Source organism: Falsiroseomonas sp. (assembly GCF_051859025.1).
GTDB lineage: Bacteria > Pseudomonadota > Alphaproteobacteria > Acetobacterales > Acetobacteraceae > Falsiroseomonas.
Genome location: NZ_JBHYGL010000039.1, coordinates 193313 through 208429, shown reverse-complemented (window position 1 = coordinate 208429; position 15117 = coordinate 193313). Strand labels below are relative to the sequence as shown.

The window sequence follows — 15117 nt, the reverse complement described above, 5'->3', positions numbered from 1 at the left end:
GGGGCATGCGGGCGCTAGAGCGCGTTCCGCATGCACGCCACCGCGAGCAAGGTGCGCAGGATGATCGTGATATCAAGCCAGGGCGACCAGCGTTCGATGTATTCGAGGTCGCTTTCCACCCGGCGGATGATCTGTTCCTCCGTGATGGTCGGGCCCCGCCAGCCGCGCACCTGGGCCAGGCCGGTCAGGCCGGGCTTCACCTGGTGCCGGGCGGCGTAGTTGGCCACGACCTCATCGAAGCGCCGGCCGGCGGCGCGGGTGCCGGGGGCGTGCGGGCGGGGGCCGACGAAGGACATGTCGCCCTTCAGGATGTTGAAGATCTGCGGCAGTTCGTCCAGCGAGGTCTTGCGCAGGATGGCGCCGACCGGGGTGATCCGCGCATCGCCGGCGCGGACCTGGCGCAGCACCTCATGATCCGTCGCCTCCGCATACATGGTGCGGAACTTCAACACGTCGAAGGGACGGTCGTTGAAGCCGGTGCGGCGCTGGCGGAAGAAGACCGGGCCGGGGCTGTCCAGCTTGATGGCGATGGCGATCAGCAGCATGGGCACGGCGGCGATGGCCAATGCCAGGATCGCCATGGCGTAATCCTCCGCCACCTTCACCGCGGCGCCGAGGCCGGAGATGGGGCGGGCGCGCAGCAGAACCGGGCCGGCGGGGCGGCGGCCGGCAGGCAGGCGATCCGCCAGCAGGTCCGGCGCGAGGCGGATCTCCACCGGAAAGGCGCTGAGCTGTTCCATGACGGCGGCGATCCGCGTCTCGGCCGACCAGGGCAGGGCGAGCACTACTACCTCCACCTGTCCGGCGCGGATCATGGCGCCGAGCTGCGCCATGCCGCCAAGCCGGCGGAGGCCACTCGGCAGCGGTTCGCCATCGGCACGGGGGCTGCGATCATCGACCAGGCCGAGGAGGCGCAGGCCGCTGCCTCCCTCGCGGCGCATCGCCTCCATCAGGCGGCTGGCCTGGGGGCCGGCGCCGAGGATGACGGCACGCTGCGCGCTGCGGCTGCCATCCTGGCGGAGCAGGGCGGCGACGGCGGTGCGCGCGGCGAGGAGGCTGCCGCCGGCCAGAAGTGCCGTAGTGCCGAGCCAGGCCGGATCGATCCGCTGCTGCGCGCCAAGCGCGATGGCGGCCAGGACGAGAACGAGGAGCGCCGCCGCCAGGCCCTGCAGCGCCCGGCTGCGCTGGGGGCCGGCACGGTGCAGCGCGGCATGGTCATAGGCGCCGAGCGCCCCGGCGAAGGCAACGGCGAGGCCTGCGAGAAGGCCGGTCATCGCCGCATGGCGCGCGCCCGCGCTGTTGATGAGGGCATCGGCCAGCAGTCCGGCGCCACCGACCGCCACAAGGTCCAGCAGCACGACGAGGGCGGCCACGACCACCGGTGGTACCGGCGGCGCATAGGCCTGCGCCGCATCGGGCAACGGGTCCGCCCCGATCCCCGCGAGGAACGGCGTGACGGTGCCGCCACGGCCTTCATCCGGCGCGCGGCTGGCCTGGTTTCGCTTCGGCATGGAAGCGGCTCCGCTGGTGGCGTGGACGGGAACAACGGGGCGCATGGTGGGGGCGGCCTGGGGGGTCGAGATGCGCATCCTGCCGTATCTTGTTCAGGGGCTATCGAAGGCTGGCTCCCGGGCCGTCAGGCCCCGTTGCCATCCACGAATACGTAACGTCGCGACAGGAGAAAGTTCCCGACCATGCCGGCCAGGGCACCGGCCGCGACACCGATGACGGGGTGCTCGGCCACGGCCGGAACCCCCGCGACGAGCGCGGCATAGGTGCCGTAGTTGCATGCGAATCCGATCAGGTTCACGACAAGGAACAGCGCCCATTGCCGCGCGACCGGCCCCTGGCCGCGGCCCCTGAAGGTCCAGGCGCGGTTGAGCGCCCAGGTCGTCGTCGCCGCCGCCACATAGGAGACGGCGCGGCCGGAATAGAGGCCGAGCCCGACCGCCAGCCCCGCATAGAGCACGGCCGTATCCACCACGAAGCCGACGGTGCCGACGACGCCGAAGCGGAGGAACTGCATCAGCGTGGCGAAGCGCGCCGGGCCAAGCCGGGCAGCCAGGCGGTGGAGGGGGCCGTTGAGGGTCTGGTCGGACATGCATGCTCCTGCTGCACTGCAGCATGACGAATAGGCAGAGCAGGCACAAACCACGGCATGGTGACGGAAAAGCGGCAGGCCCCCCTGCCTTGCCGGCGCATGGGCGGGCTGCGACCCTCACGGCAGAGTGGCCTGGATGGAAGACTGATGCGGATCGGGATCGTGGGGCTCGGCAATATGGGGCTGGGCATGGCGGGATGGCTGGCCGGGACCGGCGCGGCGGTGACGGGGTTCGACCTGCATGGGCCCTCCGTCGCGGCGGCGCTGGAGAAGGGGGTCACGATCGCGGGGGCGGTCGCGGGCGTTGCGGCGCCGGTGGTGATCCTGTCCCTGCCGCAGGAGCGCGCGGTGGAGGCGGTGCTGGCCGCGCTGCTGCCGGCGCTGGAGAAGGGTGCGGTGGTGGTGGATACCTCCACGCTGGACCCGCTGGCCGCGCGTCGCTTCCACGCGCTGGCCGCGACGATGGGCGTGGGTTACCTGGATGCGCCGGTCTCCGGCGGCCCGGCGGGCGCGGCGGCGGGGACGCTGGCGATGATGCTGGGCGGCGATGCCGCGGCGATCGAGCGCGCGCGGCCGGTGCTGGAACGCATGGCGGCGAAGATCATCCCGGTCGGCGGGCCTGGCGCGGGGCAGGTGGCGAAGCTGGTGAACAACCTGCTGGTGGCGACGCACCTGGCGGTGGCGGCGGAAGCGCTGCGCATGGGGCAGGCCGCGGGGGTCGACATGGCCGCGCTGCTGCCGGTGGTGAATGCGGCGTCCGGCCGTTCCGCGGCGACGGAGGTGAACTTTCCGAAATGGATCGCCAGCGGGGGCTTCGATTCGGGGTTCTCGGCCGGGCTGATGCGGAAGGATGTGCGGTTGGCGCTGGGGCTCGCCCAGGCGGTCGGCGCCAGGCTGGATGCCTGCGGCGCGGCGGCCGCGCTGTGGGAGGAGACGGAGGTCGCGGACAGCGCCGATTTCAACCGGGTGCCGGCGGCAATCCTGGCGGCGCCGGGGGCGGCGGCGTGATGGCGAATGCGGCATTCGCGGCGGCGACCGTCGCGGCGCAGGGGGTGGCGGCGCTGCTGGGTGGCAGGGTCGGCTGCGTGGTGGATGGCCAGGTGGTGGAGGGGCAGGGCGCTGCCCTCACGCTGGATGACCCCGCCACGGGGTTGCCGCTGCTGGGGTATCGGGACGCTGGCGCGGGGGTGGCGCGGGAGGCCGCCGCCGGCGCGGCACGCGCGCAGAAAGTGTGGATCGCGCTGAGCGCGGCGGAGCGCGGGCGCCGGCTCTGGGCGCTGGGCGCCGCGATCCGGGCGGAGGCGGAGGCGCTGGCCCTGCTGGAATGCGCCAATACCGGCAAGCCGCTGCGGGACTGCCGGGGCGAGGTCGCGCGCGTCGCCGAGATGGCGGAATACTGGGCGGGCTGGTGCGACAAGGTGGAGGGGCGGGTCGTGCCCGTCCCCTCCGGCCATTTCGTGACCGTGCGGCGGGAGCCGATGGGGGTGGTGCTGGCCATCACGCCCTGGAACGCGCCGCTGTTCACCGCGGGGTGGAACGTGCTGCCGGCGCTGGCCGCGGGCAATGCCGTGGTGCTGAAGCCCAGCGAATACACGCCGCTGACCTCCGCCGCCTTCGGGCTGCTCGCGGTAAAGGCCGGGCTGCCCGCGGGTTTGGTGCAGGTGGTGGCGGGGGCGGGGGCAACGAGCGGTGAGGCGCTGCTCGGCGCGCCCGAGGTCGCGATGGTGACCTTTGTCGGCGGCGCCGTTAGCGGCGCGCGGATCGCGGGTGCCTGCGCGGCGCGGATGATCCCCTGCGTGATGGAGTTGGGCGGGAAATCCGCCAACATCGTCTTCGCCGATGCGGACCTGCCGGCGGCGGTGCAGGGTGCGCAGCAGGCGATCTTCGCGGGCAGCGGGCAATCCTGCGTCGCGGGGTCGCGGCTGCTGGTGCAGCGATCCGTGCATGACCGCTTCGTGGAGATGCTGGCGGAAGCGTCGTCCCGCATCCGGCTGGGTGATCCGCTGGATGCCGCGACGGAGGCCGGGCCGGTCTGCAACGCAAGGCAGTTCGAGCATGTCCGGGCGCTGGTCTCGGCCGGGGCGGCGGAGGGGGCGGATGTCTTCACCGCGCCGCGCGGCCGCGCGCTGCCCGAGGCGGGATTCTGGGTGCCGCCGACGATCCTGGCCGGTGTGACCAACCAGGCGAGGGTGGCACAGGAGGAAATCTTCGGCCCCGTCGTCGCGGCCATTCCCTTCGAGGATGAGGCGGAGGCGATCGCCATCGCCAATGCCACGCCCTTCGGCCTGGCGGGCGCGGCCTGGACCAGCGATGTGGGCCGCGCGCATCGCGTGGCGGCGGCGGTGCGGGCGGGGACCTTCTGGATCAACGGCTACCGCACCATCCATGTCAGCGTGCCCTTCGGGGGCTTCGGCGCCAGTGGGCATGGACGGTCCTCGGGCCAGGAGGCGCTGATGGCCTATACCCAGGCGAAGGCGGTGTGGGTGGAGACGGCGGCGGTGCCGGCGCTGGGGTTCGGGCATCGCCCGGCGGGCGTGGGGGGATAAGGTCCCGGCGGGCGTGGGGGGATAAGGTCCCGGCGGGCGTGGGGGGATAAGGTCCCGGCGGGCGTGGGGGATAAGGTCCTGGCGGGCGTGGGGGAGGGGGGTTCACCTCTCCCCTTGCATCCCGCCCGGTAACTCTGTTCCTTACGCCGGATTGAAGGGCGCCCGCATCCGCGGGCGGCCAGGCCATGCCGGGGGGCACCGAGAACCATGCAGCGTCGTCAAATCCTGACCGGGGCCGGTGCGGTCCTCGGTGCGTCCGCGATGGGGGTGCCGGCACTCGGCCAGGGCACAAGCGGCGCATCGCGCCTGCTGAAGTTCATCCCGCAGGCGGACCTCGCCGTGCTGGACCCGATCCTGACCACGGCCTACGTCACGCGCCACCACGGCTACATGATCTGGGACACGCTCTACGGCTTCGACCAGGACTACAAGCCGCAGCCGCAGATGGTGCAGGGCCATGTCGTCGAGGATGACGGCAAGCGCGTGACGATGACGCTGCGCGATGGGCTGCGCTGGCATGATGGCGAACCCGTGCGGGCGCGGGATTGCGTGGCCTCCATCCGCCGCTGGGGCGCGCGGGATGCGCTGGGCCAGGTGCTGCTGTCCGTGACGGATGAGCTTTCGGCGCCGGACGACAAGACCATCCTGTTCCGCCTGAGGCGCCCCTTCCCGCTGATGTTCGAGGCGCTGGGCAAGCCCTCCACCCCCGTGGCCTTCATGATGCCGGAACGCCTGGCGAGCCAGGACCCCAACACGCCGCTGCGCGGCGACCTGATCGGCAGCGGCCCGTTCCGCTTCGCCGCCAACGAACGCGTGCCGGGCGCGCGCATCGTCTACACGCGCTTCGATGGCTATGTGCCGCGCAGCGAGGGGACGCCGACCTGGACCGCGGGGCCGAAGCGCACCTTCCTCGACCGCGTCGAATGGCACGTGATGCCGGACCCGGCGACGGCATCGGGCGCGCTGCAGAACGGCGAGATGGATTGGTGGGAACAGCCGACGGGCGACCTTCAGCCGGTGCTGCGGCGCAACCGCAACGTGGTGCTGGAAATCCCGGACCCCACGGGGCTGATGGCGGTGGCGCGGTTCAATCACCTGCATGCGCCGTTCGACAAGCCGGCGGTGCGGCGCGCGCTGCTGGGTGCCATCAACCAGGCGGATTTCATGACCGCCGTGATCGGCACGGATCGCAGCCTGTGGCGGGAGAATATCGGCTTCTTCCCGCCGGGCACGCCGCTTGCCTCCGATGTGGGGCTGGATGCGCTGACCACCCCGCGCGACATGGAGAAGGTGAAGCGCGACCTCGCGGCCGCCGGCTACAACGGCGAACGGGTGACGCTGATCGCGGCTTCCGACTTCCCGTCGCTGAACGCGCTGGCGCAGGTGACGAACGACATGCTGCGGCGCGCGGGCATGAATGTCGATTATGTCGCGACCGACTGGGGCACGGTGGTGCAGCGGCGCGCGAGCCGCGAGGCGCCGGAGCGCGGCGGCTGGAGCATGTTCTGCACCTTCTGGGCCGGCGTCGACATGTTCAACCCGGGCGTGCACCAGAGCCTGCGCGGCCATGGCCAGGCCGCCTGGTTCGGCTGGCCGACCATCCCGCGGATCGAGGAACTGCGCACCGCCTGGTTCGATGCGCCGGACCTGGCGGCGCAGCAGGGCATCGCGCGACAGATCCAGGAAGTGGCCTTCCAGGAAGTGCCCTACCTGCCGCTCGGCCAGTATTTCCAGGCGACGGCATACCGCCGTGGCATCAGCGGCGTGCTCAAGGGGCTGCCGCTGTTCTGGAATGTGCAGAAGGCGTGAGCAGCATGGGCGCGGGGGGCTGATTTCCCCCGCGCCACCCGGCTTGCGGGATCGGCTGTCCCCTGTTCTCATCCCCTGCGACAGGGTGATCGGGAGTACAAGGGAATGCATCGCAGGAACCTGCTGAAGGCAGGCGCCGCCGTGGCCGCGGGATCGTCGCTGAGCCACGCCGCCATCGCGCAGCCCGCGCAGAACCGCGTGCTGAAGATGGTACCACAGGCGAACCTCACGAGCCTGGATCCCATCTGGACCACGGCCAACATCACCCGCAACCACGGCTACATGGTCTACGACACGCTCTACGGCATGGATGCGGATTTCCGCCCCCAGCCGCAGATGGCGGAAGGGGCCGTGACCAGCGATGGTGGCCTGCGCGTCACCATCACCATCCGCGCCGGCATGAAATTCCATGACGGGGAGACGGTGCGCGCGGCGGATTGCGTCGCATCGCTGGCGCGCTGGATGAAGCGGAGCCCGATCGGGCAGAAGCTGGAAACCTTCGTCGATGCGGTGGAGGCGTCCGGCGACCGGCAGATCGTCTTCCGGCTGAAGCGGCCCTTCCCGATGCTGACCTCGGCACTGGCGCAGGTGTCCAACAGCCCGGCCTTCATCATGCCGGAACGCATCGCGCGCACCGATCCCTTCCAGCAGATCCGGGAGACGGTCGGCAGCGGGCCCTTCCGCTTCGTGCCGGCGGAATTCAATTCCGGCAGCCTGGCGGTCTATTCCCGCTTCGCCGACTACAGCCCGACGCCGACGGGCCGGACCAGCCTGACGGCAGGGCCGAAGGTGGCGCATTTCGACCGCGTCGAATGGCACATCATCACCGATGCCTCCACCGCCGCCGCCGCGCTGCAGACCGGCGAGATCGACTGGTACGAGCAGCCGCCGCCCGAGATTCAGATGCTGCTGCGCCGGAACCGGAATGTGGTGGTGGAGGCGGTGGACCCGCTGCCGCTCATCGGCATCATGCGCTTCAACCACCTGCATCCCCCCTTCAACGACAAGAGGATGCGCCAGGCGCTGCTGCCGGCGATCGTGCAGTCGGACTTCATGAGCGCGATCGTGGGCCCTGACCCGTCGCTCTACATGGAAAATGTGGGCGTCTTCACGCCGGGCACGCCGCTGGCGAATGATGCGGGGCTGGAGGGGCTGAAGAGCCCGCGCAGCGTGGAGCGCGCCCGGGCACTGATCCGGGAAGCGGGCTACACCAACCAGCTCACGCGCCTCATCGGGCCCACGGACATCCTGGCGCCATCGGCGATGACGCAGGTGGGCGCCGATCTGCTGCGTCGCCTCGGCATCAATGCCGACAACGCCTTCAGCGACTGGGGCACGACCGTCACGCGGCGGACGTCGCGGGAGCCGGTGGAGCGGGGCGGATGGAGCATGCTGTTCACCAGCTTCTCCTCCTTCGACTTCGTCGATCCCAGCGCGCATTTCCCGCTGCGCGGCAACGGCACGAATGCCTGGCCGGGCTGGCCGAACATGCCGCGGCTGGAGGAACTGCGCGACGATTGGTTCGTGGCGCCGGACCTCGATGCACAGAAGCGGATCGCGCGCGAATTGCAGACGGTGGCGATGGACGAACTGCCCTACATCCCCGTCGGCGCCTACATGTCCATGACCGCGCATCGGCGAAACCTGGCGGATCGGGTGAAGGGCATGGCGCTGTTCTGGGGGCTGCGGCGCGCCTGACGCGATCCGGGCGTGCGTGAACCCGAAGACGGAGGCAGCGATGATCGGCAGGCGTGGACTGATGGCGGCAACGGCCGCCGGGGTGGCGATGCCGAGCGTGGTGGGCGCGCAGGGAGGGGCCGCGCGCACGCTGCGCGTGATCCCGCAGGCGAACCTCACCTCGCTCGATCCCGTATGGACCACCGCGGTGGTCACGCGGAACAACGCCTTCATGATCTACGACCAGATCTGCGCCCAGGATTCCAAGGGCGAGATCAGGCCGCAGATGGCGGAGGGGTGGGAGGTGGCCGATGGCGGCCTCAGCGTCACCTTCACGCTGCGGACCGGGCTGCTGTTCCATGATGGGGAGAGGGTGACGGCGCGCGATTGCGTCGCCTCCATCGATCGCTGGTCGAAGCGTGATCCCTTCATGCAGGTGCTGCAGCCCTCGGTCGCGGAGGTGACGGCGCTGGATGACCGGCGCTTCCGCTTCCGGCTGCACCGGCCCGTGCCGCTGCTGCTGGCCGCACTCGGCCAGACGCAATTCCCCTGCTTCATCATGCCGGAACGCATCGCGCGCACCGATGCCTTCACGCAGGTGCGCGAAGCCATCGGCAGCGGGCCCTTCCGCTTCCTGCCGAATGAATGGAACCCCGGTCAGCGATCGGTCTGGGCGAAGCATGATGGCTATGTGCCGCGGCAGGAGGCGGTGGACGGCCTGGCCGGCGGGCGCGTGCCGCGGATCGACCGCGTGGAATGGACCGTCATCACGGACCCCGCCACCAGCGCCAATGCGATGATGCTGGGGGAACAGGATTACTGGGAATACCCGCTGCACGACCTGCTGGGCCTGATGCGGCGGAACCGCGAACTGGTCGTGGAACAGCGGCTGATGGACGGCACCTACGGCATCGCGCGCTTCAACACGCTGCACCCGCCCTTCAACAATCCCGCCATCCGCCGCGCCGTCGCCATGGCGCTGGACCAGCGGGACTACCTGACCTCCGTCGCCGGCAGCGATCCCGCGGGCTGGGGCGTGTGCGAGGGGGTCTTCACCTGCGACACGCCGATGGCGAATGACGTGGGCAGCGAGATCCTGCGCACGCGCAACATCGACCGCGCCAAGGCCGCGCTCGCGGCCGCTGGCTACAATGGCGAGAAGGTGGTGCTGATCGCGCCCGGCGACTATCCGCAGATCAACACGCTGTCGATGGTGACGGCGGATCTGCTGAAGCGGCTCGGCATGAACCTGGAGCTGGTGGCCGCCGACTGGGGCACGCTGATCCAGCGGCGCACGAGCAAGGAACCGGTGGAGCGCGGCGGCTGGAGCATCATTCACACCACGTCGTCCGGCCAGTCGCTGACGCTGCCGGTGACGCATCTGTTCCTGCGGGCGAATGGCCCGAATGCCTGGTTCGGCTGGCCGGATGATGCGGAGATCGAGCGGCTGCGCGCCGACTGGGTCGCGGCCGCGACGCCGGCGGAGCATCGGCGGATCGCGGAGGCGCTGAACAGGCGCGCGATGGAGACGATGCACTACCTGCCGCTGGGCTATTACTGGCAGCCCAGCGTCTGGCGCCGCAACGTCACCGGCGTGTTCCGCGCGCCGGCGACCGTGTTCTGGAATATGGGGAAGGCGTGATGGCCATGATGCAGGTTTCTCGTCGTTCGGCGCTGCTGCTGGCGGGGGGCGCGCTGGCAGCGCCGCGAATCGCGGATGCGCAGGCCAATGCGCGCACGCTGCGCTTCGTGCCGCAGGCCAACCTCTCCAACATCGATCCTGTCTGGTCCACGGCCGTGGTGGTGCGCAACCACGGGCTGATGATCTACGACACGCTCTACGGGCTTGGCGCCGATTTCCGGCCGCGGCCGCAGATGGCGGCGGGGCATGAAATCACCGAGGAAGGGCGGCGCTGGACCATCACGCTGCGGCCGGGCCTGCGCTTCCATGATGGCGCGCCCGTCACCGCGCGGGATTGCGTCGCTTCCATCCAGCGCTGGGCGAAGCGGGATGTGCTGGGGCAGCGACTCGACGGGCTGATGGACGGGATCGCGGCGCTGGATGATTCGCGCTTCGAGATCCGACTGAAGAAGGCCTGGCCGGGCCTCGCCTTCGCGCTGGGCAAGCCATCCGCCAACATCTGCGCCATCATGCCTGAACGCGTGGCACGGACCGATCCCTTCACGCAGATCACGGACTACACCGGCAGCGGGCCCTTCCGCTTCCGCCAGGACCTGTTCCGCCCCGGCGACCGCATGATCTATGAGCGCTTCGCCGGCTATGCACCGCGGAGCGAGCCCGCGGATTTCCTCGCCGGTGGGAAGCAGGTCCATTTCGACCGGGTCGAGTGGATCGTCATGCCCGATCCCTCCACCGCCAGCGCCGCGTTGCAGAACAACGAGGTGGATTGGTGGGAAACGCCGCTGCCGGACCTGCTGCCGCTGCTGCGGCGGAACCGGGAGATCCAGACTGATCTGGTGAACACCGCCGGCAACCTTGGCGTGCTGCGATTCAACTTCCTGCAGCCGCCCTTCGACAATCCCGCGATCCGCCGCGCCGTGCTGCCGGCCGTGGACCAGCGCGCCTTCATGAACGCGGCGATCGGGACGGACCCCGCGCTATCCACCATCCCTGCCGGCGTCTTCACGCCAGGCACGCCGCTGGCGAATGACGAGGGGCTGTCCGTGCTGTCCGGGCCGCGGGACCTGGAAGCCGCGCGAAGGGCGCTGCGGGAGGCCGGGTATCGTGGGGAGCGCGTCGTGATGCTGTCCGCGACGGACCTGCCGGTGCTGCAGAATCTGGCGGAGGTTGCGGCCGACATGCTGCGGCGGATCGGCTTCAACGTCGACCTCCAGGCAATGGATTGGGGCACGCATATCCAGCGGCGCACCAATCGCGGGCCGGTCGATGCGGGCGGCTGGAGCGCCTTCTGCACGACCTGGGAAGGGCTCGATGTCTCCGTGCCCGGCAGCCACATGCCGATTCGCGGCAACGGCACCAATGCCTGGGCGGGATGGCCGACGCTGCCGAGGCTGGAGGAGCTGCGCGAGGCGTGGTTCGAGGCCACGGACCTCGCGGCGGAACAGGCGATCGCGCGCGAGATCCAGCGCGTGACCTGGCAGGAAGTGCCGTTCATCCCGCTCGGCCAGGTGCTGCCATTGATGGCCTATCGCCGCAGCATCACGGGCGTGGTGAAGGGCGGGCCGGCGCTGTTCTGGGGCGTTCGCCGAGCCTAGGGCGCGGCTGGCACGGGATGTGCTGACAGGCTTGGTCGTAACGCGTCTCCCTGCCGAGTCCCGGGCGGGGGGTGCTGGCGCGCAGCACAGGGATAAGGCAGTCTGCCCACAACAAGGGCGGCGAGCTCATAACAGGGGGTTGCTTCGAATGGATCGCAGGGCGTTCATCAAGACCGGTGTGGCGGCGGGTGCCGTCGCGGCCGGCGGGGGCTTCAGCGCCCCGGCGCTGTCCCAGGGCGCCAATGCGCGCACGCTGCGCTTCGTGCCGCAGGCCAATCTGGCCAATTTCGACCCGATCTGGGGCACGCAGTACGTCGTCCGCAACGCCGCCGTGCTGGTGTGGGACACGCTCTACGGCTTCGACGACAAGCTGGAAGCGCAGCGGCAGATGGTGGAGGGGGAGACGGTCTCCTCCGACGGCCTGGTCTGGACCTTCAAGCTGCGGTCGGGCCTGCGGTTCCACGACAACACGCCGGTGCTGGCGAAGGACGTTGTAGCGTCCATCGTCCGCTGGATGCCGCGCGACCCGATGGGCCAGCTGCTGCGCGCGATCAACCAGGAACTGGTGGCGGTGGATGACACCACCTTCCGCTGGACGCTGCGGCTGCCCTTCCCGAAGATGAAGATGGCGCTGGGCAAGAACGCCACGCCGATGTGCTTCATCATGCCGGAACGCATCGCGACGCGCTTCGACAGCTTCACGCAGATCAACGAGTTCGTCGGCTCCGGCCCGATGCGCATCGTGCTGAATGAATGGGTGCCGGGCGCCAAGGCGGTGTTCCAGCGCTTCGATGGCTACGTGCCGCGCAATGAGCCCGCGAGCTGGCTGGCCGGCGGCAAGCGGATGATGGTCGATCGCGTGGAATGGGTGATCATGCCCGACCCCGCGACGGCATCGGCCGCGCTGCAGAACGGCGAGATCGACTGGTGGGAGAACCCCATCACGGACCTGGTGCCGGTGCTGCGCCGCAACCGCAACATCCGCGTGGATATCGCCGACCCGCTGGGCAATATCGGCGCCTTCCGCATGAACCACCTGCACAAGCCCTTCAACGACGTGCGCATCCGCCGCGCCGTCCTGGCCGCGATGAGCCAGGAGGACTACATGACGGCGCTGGTCGGCAACGACCGGAACCTGTGGTCGCCGCTGCCCGGCTTCTTCACGCCGAACACGCCGCTGTACACGGAGGAGGGTGGCGACATCCTCAAGGGTCCGCGGAACATGGACCTCGCCAAGCGGCTGCTGGCCGAGGCCGGGTACAACAACGAGCCCGTCACCTGCGTGGTCGCGCAGGACCAGCCCATCACCAAGGCGATGGGCGACATCACTGCCGATCTGCTGAAGCGGATGGGCATGAATGTCGATTTCGTCGCGACGGATTGGGGCACGGTCGGCCAGCGCCGCGCGATGAAGAACCCCCCCGGCCAGGGCGGGTGGTCGATGTTCCACACCTGGCATGCGGGTGCGGACGCCATCAACCCCGTCGTCTACAACGCGGTGCGGGCGAATGGCGACGGTGCCTGGTTCGGCTGGCCGAACGTGCCGGCGGTGGAGGCCGAGGTGCCGAACTGGCTGGCGGCGAGCACGCTGGCGGAGGAGCGGACGGTCATCGGCCGTCTCAATCGTGCGGCGATGGACAATGTGGTCTATGCGCCGACCGGCTTCTTCCTGTCCTACCAGGCGTGGCGGAGCAACGTCTCCGGCATCGTGAAGGGCCCGATTCCCTTCCCCTGGGGCGTCAGCAAGACCTGAGAGGTTGTGGATTAATGCCCGAAAGCGCGACCTGGAGGCGAGGGTCAACGACTACCGCGGGCATTAATGCTCAACCTCGACTTTTTCACAGGGCCTGATCTGAAGGAAGCCTGCCCGGATGTTCGCTTACATAGTCCGCCGCGTACTCGCGACGATCCCCGTCATGGCGATCGTGGCGCTGTTCGTCTTCTCCCTACTCTACATCGCCCCGGGCGATCCGGCCGCGGTGATCGCGGGGGATCAGGCGACACCGGCGGATGTGGAGCGCATCCGGGCGAGCCTTGGCCTCGACCGCCCCTATCTGGTGCGGTTCGGGGCCTGGCTCTGGGACATCCTGCGGGGTGATCTCGGGACCTCGATCTTCACCAACCTGCCGGTCGCGACGATGATCCGGCAGCGGATCGAACCCACGCTCTCGCTGATGATCGTGACGCTCATCCTCGCCGTGTCCATCGCCGTGCCGATGGGCGTGGTGGCGGCCTGGCGGCAGGGCACCTGGATCGACCGCGCGGTCATGGGCTTCGCGGTGCTGGGCTTCTCCGTGCCCGTCTTCGTGGTGGGCTATGTGCTGGCCTATATCTTCGCCCTGGAGCTCGATTGGCTGCCGGTGCAGGGCTACACGCCCTTCAGCCGCGGCTTCTTCCCCTGGATGGAGAATTTGATCCTGCCCGCGGTGGCGCTGGGTTCGGTGTACATCGCGCTGATCGCGCGCATCACGCGCGCGACGATGCTGGAAGTGCTCCAGCAGGACTACATCCGCACCGCCAAGGCGAAGGGGGTGGGGCAGCGCTCCATCCTGTTCATGCATGCGCTGAAGAACGCGGCGGTGCCGATCGTCACCGTCATCGGCATCGGCATGGCGCTGCTGATCGGCGGCGCGGTGGTGACGGAAAGCGTCTTCGCCATTCCGGGCCTCGGCCGCCTGACGGTGGATGCCATCCTGCGGCGCGACTACCCGGTCATCCAGGGCGTCGTGCTGCTGTTCTCCTTCATCTACGTGCTGGTCAATCTCGCGATCGACCTGGCCTATACCCTGTTCGACCCGAGGATCCGGTATTGAGCACCGCGACCATGGATGGCGGCCGCCCCGCCACGATTCCGCCCGGCATCAATGTCGCCCCGGAGATGGGCGACATCATGCCGCCGGTGAAGGCCAAGAAGGGCTTCATCGGCTTCCTGCGCCGGAACCCCACCATCGCCATCGGCGGCACGCTGGTGCTGCTGATGGTCTGTGTCGCGGTCTTCGCGCCCTTCCTGGCGCATCGGGACCCGACATCGCTGGCCCCGGCGCTGCGCACGCGCGAACCCTCCGCGCAATTCTGGTTCGGCACGGACATGCTGGGGCGCGATGTCTATTCGCGCGTGCTGCATGGCGCGCGGGTGTCGCTGACCGTGGGTTTCTCGGTCGCCTTCTTCGCCTCCCTCATCGGCCTGACCATCGGGCTGATCTCCGGCTTCATCCGGCTGGCGGACAGCATCATCATGCGGTTCATGGACGGCATGATGTCCATCCCGCCGATCCTGCTGGCGATCGCGCTGATGGCGCTGACGCGCGGCAGCGTGGGCAATGTGGTGCTGGCCATCACCATCGCGGAAATCCCGCGCGTGTCGCGCCTGGTGCGCGGCGTGGTGCTGAGCCTGCGCGAGCAGCCCTATGTGGATGCGGCGGTGGCGTCCGGCACGCGCACGCCGATGATCATCCTGCGCCACATCCTGCCGAACACGCTGGCGCCGCTGACGGTGCAGGCGACCTATATCTGCGCCAGCGCCATGATCACCGAAGCCATCCTGAGCTTCATCGGCGCCGGCACGCCGCCCATCATCCCGTCCTGGGGCAACATCATGGCCGAGGGCCGGGCGCTGTGGCAGGTGAAGCCCTACATCGTCTTCTTCCCGGCGGTGTTCCTCTCCATCACCGTGCTTGCCGTGAACCTGCTGGGTGACGGCCTGCGTGATGCTCTCGACCCCCGTATGGCCAAGAGGCTCTGAACAAG

The 15117-nt window shown here is 69.6% G+C and carries 11 protein-coding genes; 9 read left to right on the top strand and 2 right to left on the bottom strand.

Annotated features, from left to right (window positions below; translation table 11 throughout):
* Positions 1–14: 14 nt before the first annotated feature.
* Together ACTIE5_RS26890 and ACTIE5_RS26885 are read right to left on the bottom strand one after the other, a co-directional pair.
* A complete protein-coding gene (locus ACTIE5_RS26890) occupies positions 15–1511 on the bottom strand; it encodes an exopolysaccharide biosynthesis polyprenyl glycosylphosphotransferase (protein WP_439552812.1) in 1497 nt (498 codons plus the stop codon).
* A 125-nt stretch (positions 1512–1636) separates the two neighbouring features.
* The gene (locus ACTIE5_RS26885; RefSeq protein WP_439552811.1) at positions 1637–2101 is read right to left on the bottom strand and encodes a GtrA family protein; all 465 of its coding nucleotides are present in this window, start codon (positions 2099–2101) and stop codon (positions 1637–1639) included.
* A 147-nt stretch (positions 2102–2248) separates the two neighbouring features.
* Here ACTIE5_RS26885 and ACTIE5_RS26880 point away from each other — a divergent pair, with 147 nt between their 5' ends.
* From ACTIE5_RS26880 to ACTIE5_RS26840, 9 genes are all read left to right on the top strand, one after another.
* Positions 2249–3109 carry an NAD(P)-dependent oxidoreductase gene (locus tag ACTIE5_RS26880; RefSeq protein WP_439552810.1) on the top strand — a complete coding sequence of 287 codons (861 nt, stop codon included), beginning with the start codon at positions 2249–2251 and terminating at the stop codon, positions 3107–3109.
* On the top strand, positions 3109–4647 hold the full coding sequence (locus ACTIE5_RS26875; RefSeq protein ID WP_439552809.1) for an aldehyde dehydrogenase family protein: 1539 nt from the start codon (positions 3109–3111) through the stop codon (positions 4645–4647). Before ACTIE5_RS26880 ends, ACTIE5_RS26875 begins: the two co-directional genes overlap by 1 nt.
* A 207-nt stretch (positions 4648–4854) precedes the next feature.
* Positions 4855–6456 carry an ABC transporter substrate-binding protein gene (locus ACTIE5_RS26870; protein ID WP_439552808.1) on the top strand — a complete coding sequence of 534 codons (1602 nt, stop codon included), beginning with the start codon at positions 4855–4857 and terminating at the stop codon, positions 6454–6456.
* Between the two features lie 105 nt (positions 6457–6561).
* On the top strand, positions 6562–8154 hold the full coding sequence (locus ACTIE5_RS26865; protein ID WP_439552807.1) for an ABC transporter substrate-binding protein: 1593 nt from the start codon (positions 6562–6564) through the stop codon (positions 8152–8154).
* Positions 8155–8215: 61 nt separating this feature from the next.
* Entirely contained in the window at positions 8216–9775 is a 1560-nt protein-coding gene (locus ACTIE5_RS26860) for an ABC transporter substrate-binding protein (protein ID WP_439552806.1), read from the top strand.
* Entirely contained in the window at positions 9775–11370 is a 1596-nt protein-coding gene (locus ACTIE5_RS26855) for an ABC transporter substrate-binding protein (RefSeq protein WP_439552805.1), read from the top strand. Before ACTIE5_RS26860 ends, ACTIE5_RS26855 begins: the two co-directional genes overlap by 1 nt.
* A gap of 148 nt (positions 11371–11518) precedes the next feature.
* Positions 11519–13123 carry an ABC transporter substrate-binding protein gene (locus ACTIE5_RS26850; protein WP_439552804.1) on the top strand — a complete coding sequence of 535 codons (1605 nt, stop codon included), beginning with the start codon at positions 11519–11521 and terminating at the stop codon, positions 13121–13123.
* Between the two features lie 118 nt (positions 13124–13241).
* Positions 13242–14183, top strand: a complete 942-nt coding sequence (locus tag ACTIE5_RS26845) for an ABC transporter permease (protein ID WP_439552803.1) — start codon at positions 13242–13244, stop codon at positions 14181–14183.
* Complete coding sequence (locus tag ACTIE5_RS26840) at positions 14180–15112, top strand: ABC transporter permease (protein ID WP_439552802.1); 933 nt, start codon at positions 14180–14182, stop codon at positions 15110–15112. Before ACTIE5_RS26845 ends, ACTIE5_RS26840 begins: the two co-directional genes overlap by 4 nt.
* The last annotated feature ends 5 nt before the right edge of the window (positions 15113–15117 follow it).

Excerpts from the sequence above, each read along its gene's own strand:
- ACTIE5_RS26870 (WP_439552808.1), top strand. The coding sequence starts at position 4,855 with ATGCAGCGTCGTCAAATCCTGACCGGGGCCGGTGCGGTCCTCGGTGCG.
- ACTIE5_RS26845 (WP_439552803.1), top strand. The coding sequence starts at position 13,242 with ATGTTCGCTTACATAGTCCGCCGCGTACTCGCGACGATCCCCGTCATG.
- ACTIE5_RS26855 (WP_439552805.1), top strand. The coding sequence starts at position 9,775 with ATGGCCATGATGCAGGTTTCTCGTCGTTCGGCGCTGCTGCTGGCGGGG.
- ACTIE5_RS26875 (WP_439552809.1), top strand. The coding sequence starts at position 3,109 with ATGGCGAATGCGGCATTCGCGGCGGCGACCGTCGCGGCGCAGGGGGTG.
- ACTIE5_RS26880 (WP_439552810.1), top strand. The coding sequence starts at position 2,249 with ATGCGGATCGGGATCGTGGGGCTCGGCAATATGGGGCTGGGCATGGCG.
- ACTIE5_RS26860 (WP_439552806.1), top strand. The coding sequence starts at position 8,216 with ATGGCGGCAACGGCCGCCGGGGTGGCGATGCCGAGCGTGGTGGGCGCG.
- ACTIE5_RS26885 (WP_439552811.1), bottom strand. The coding sequence starts at position 2,101 with ATGTCCGACCAGACCCTCAACGGCCCCCTCCACCGCCTGGCTGCCCGG.
- ACTIE5_RS26890 (WP_439552812.1), bottom strand. The coding sequence starts at position 1,511 with ATGCCGAAGCGAAACCAGGCCAGCCGCGCGCCGGATGAAGGCCGTGGC.
- ACTIE5_RS26865 (WP_439552807.1), top strand. The coding sequence starts at position 6,562 with ATGCATCGCAGGAACCTGCTGAAGGCAGGCGCCGCCGTGGCCGCGGGA.
- ACTIE5_RS26850 (WP_439552804.1), top strand. The coding sequence starts at position 11,519 with ATGGATCGCAGGGCGTTCATCAAGACCGGTGTGGCGGCGGGTGCCGTC.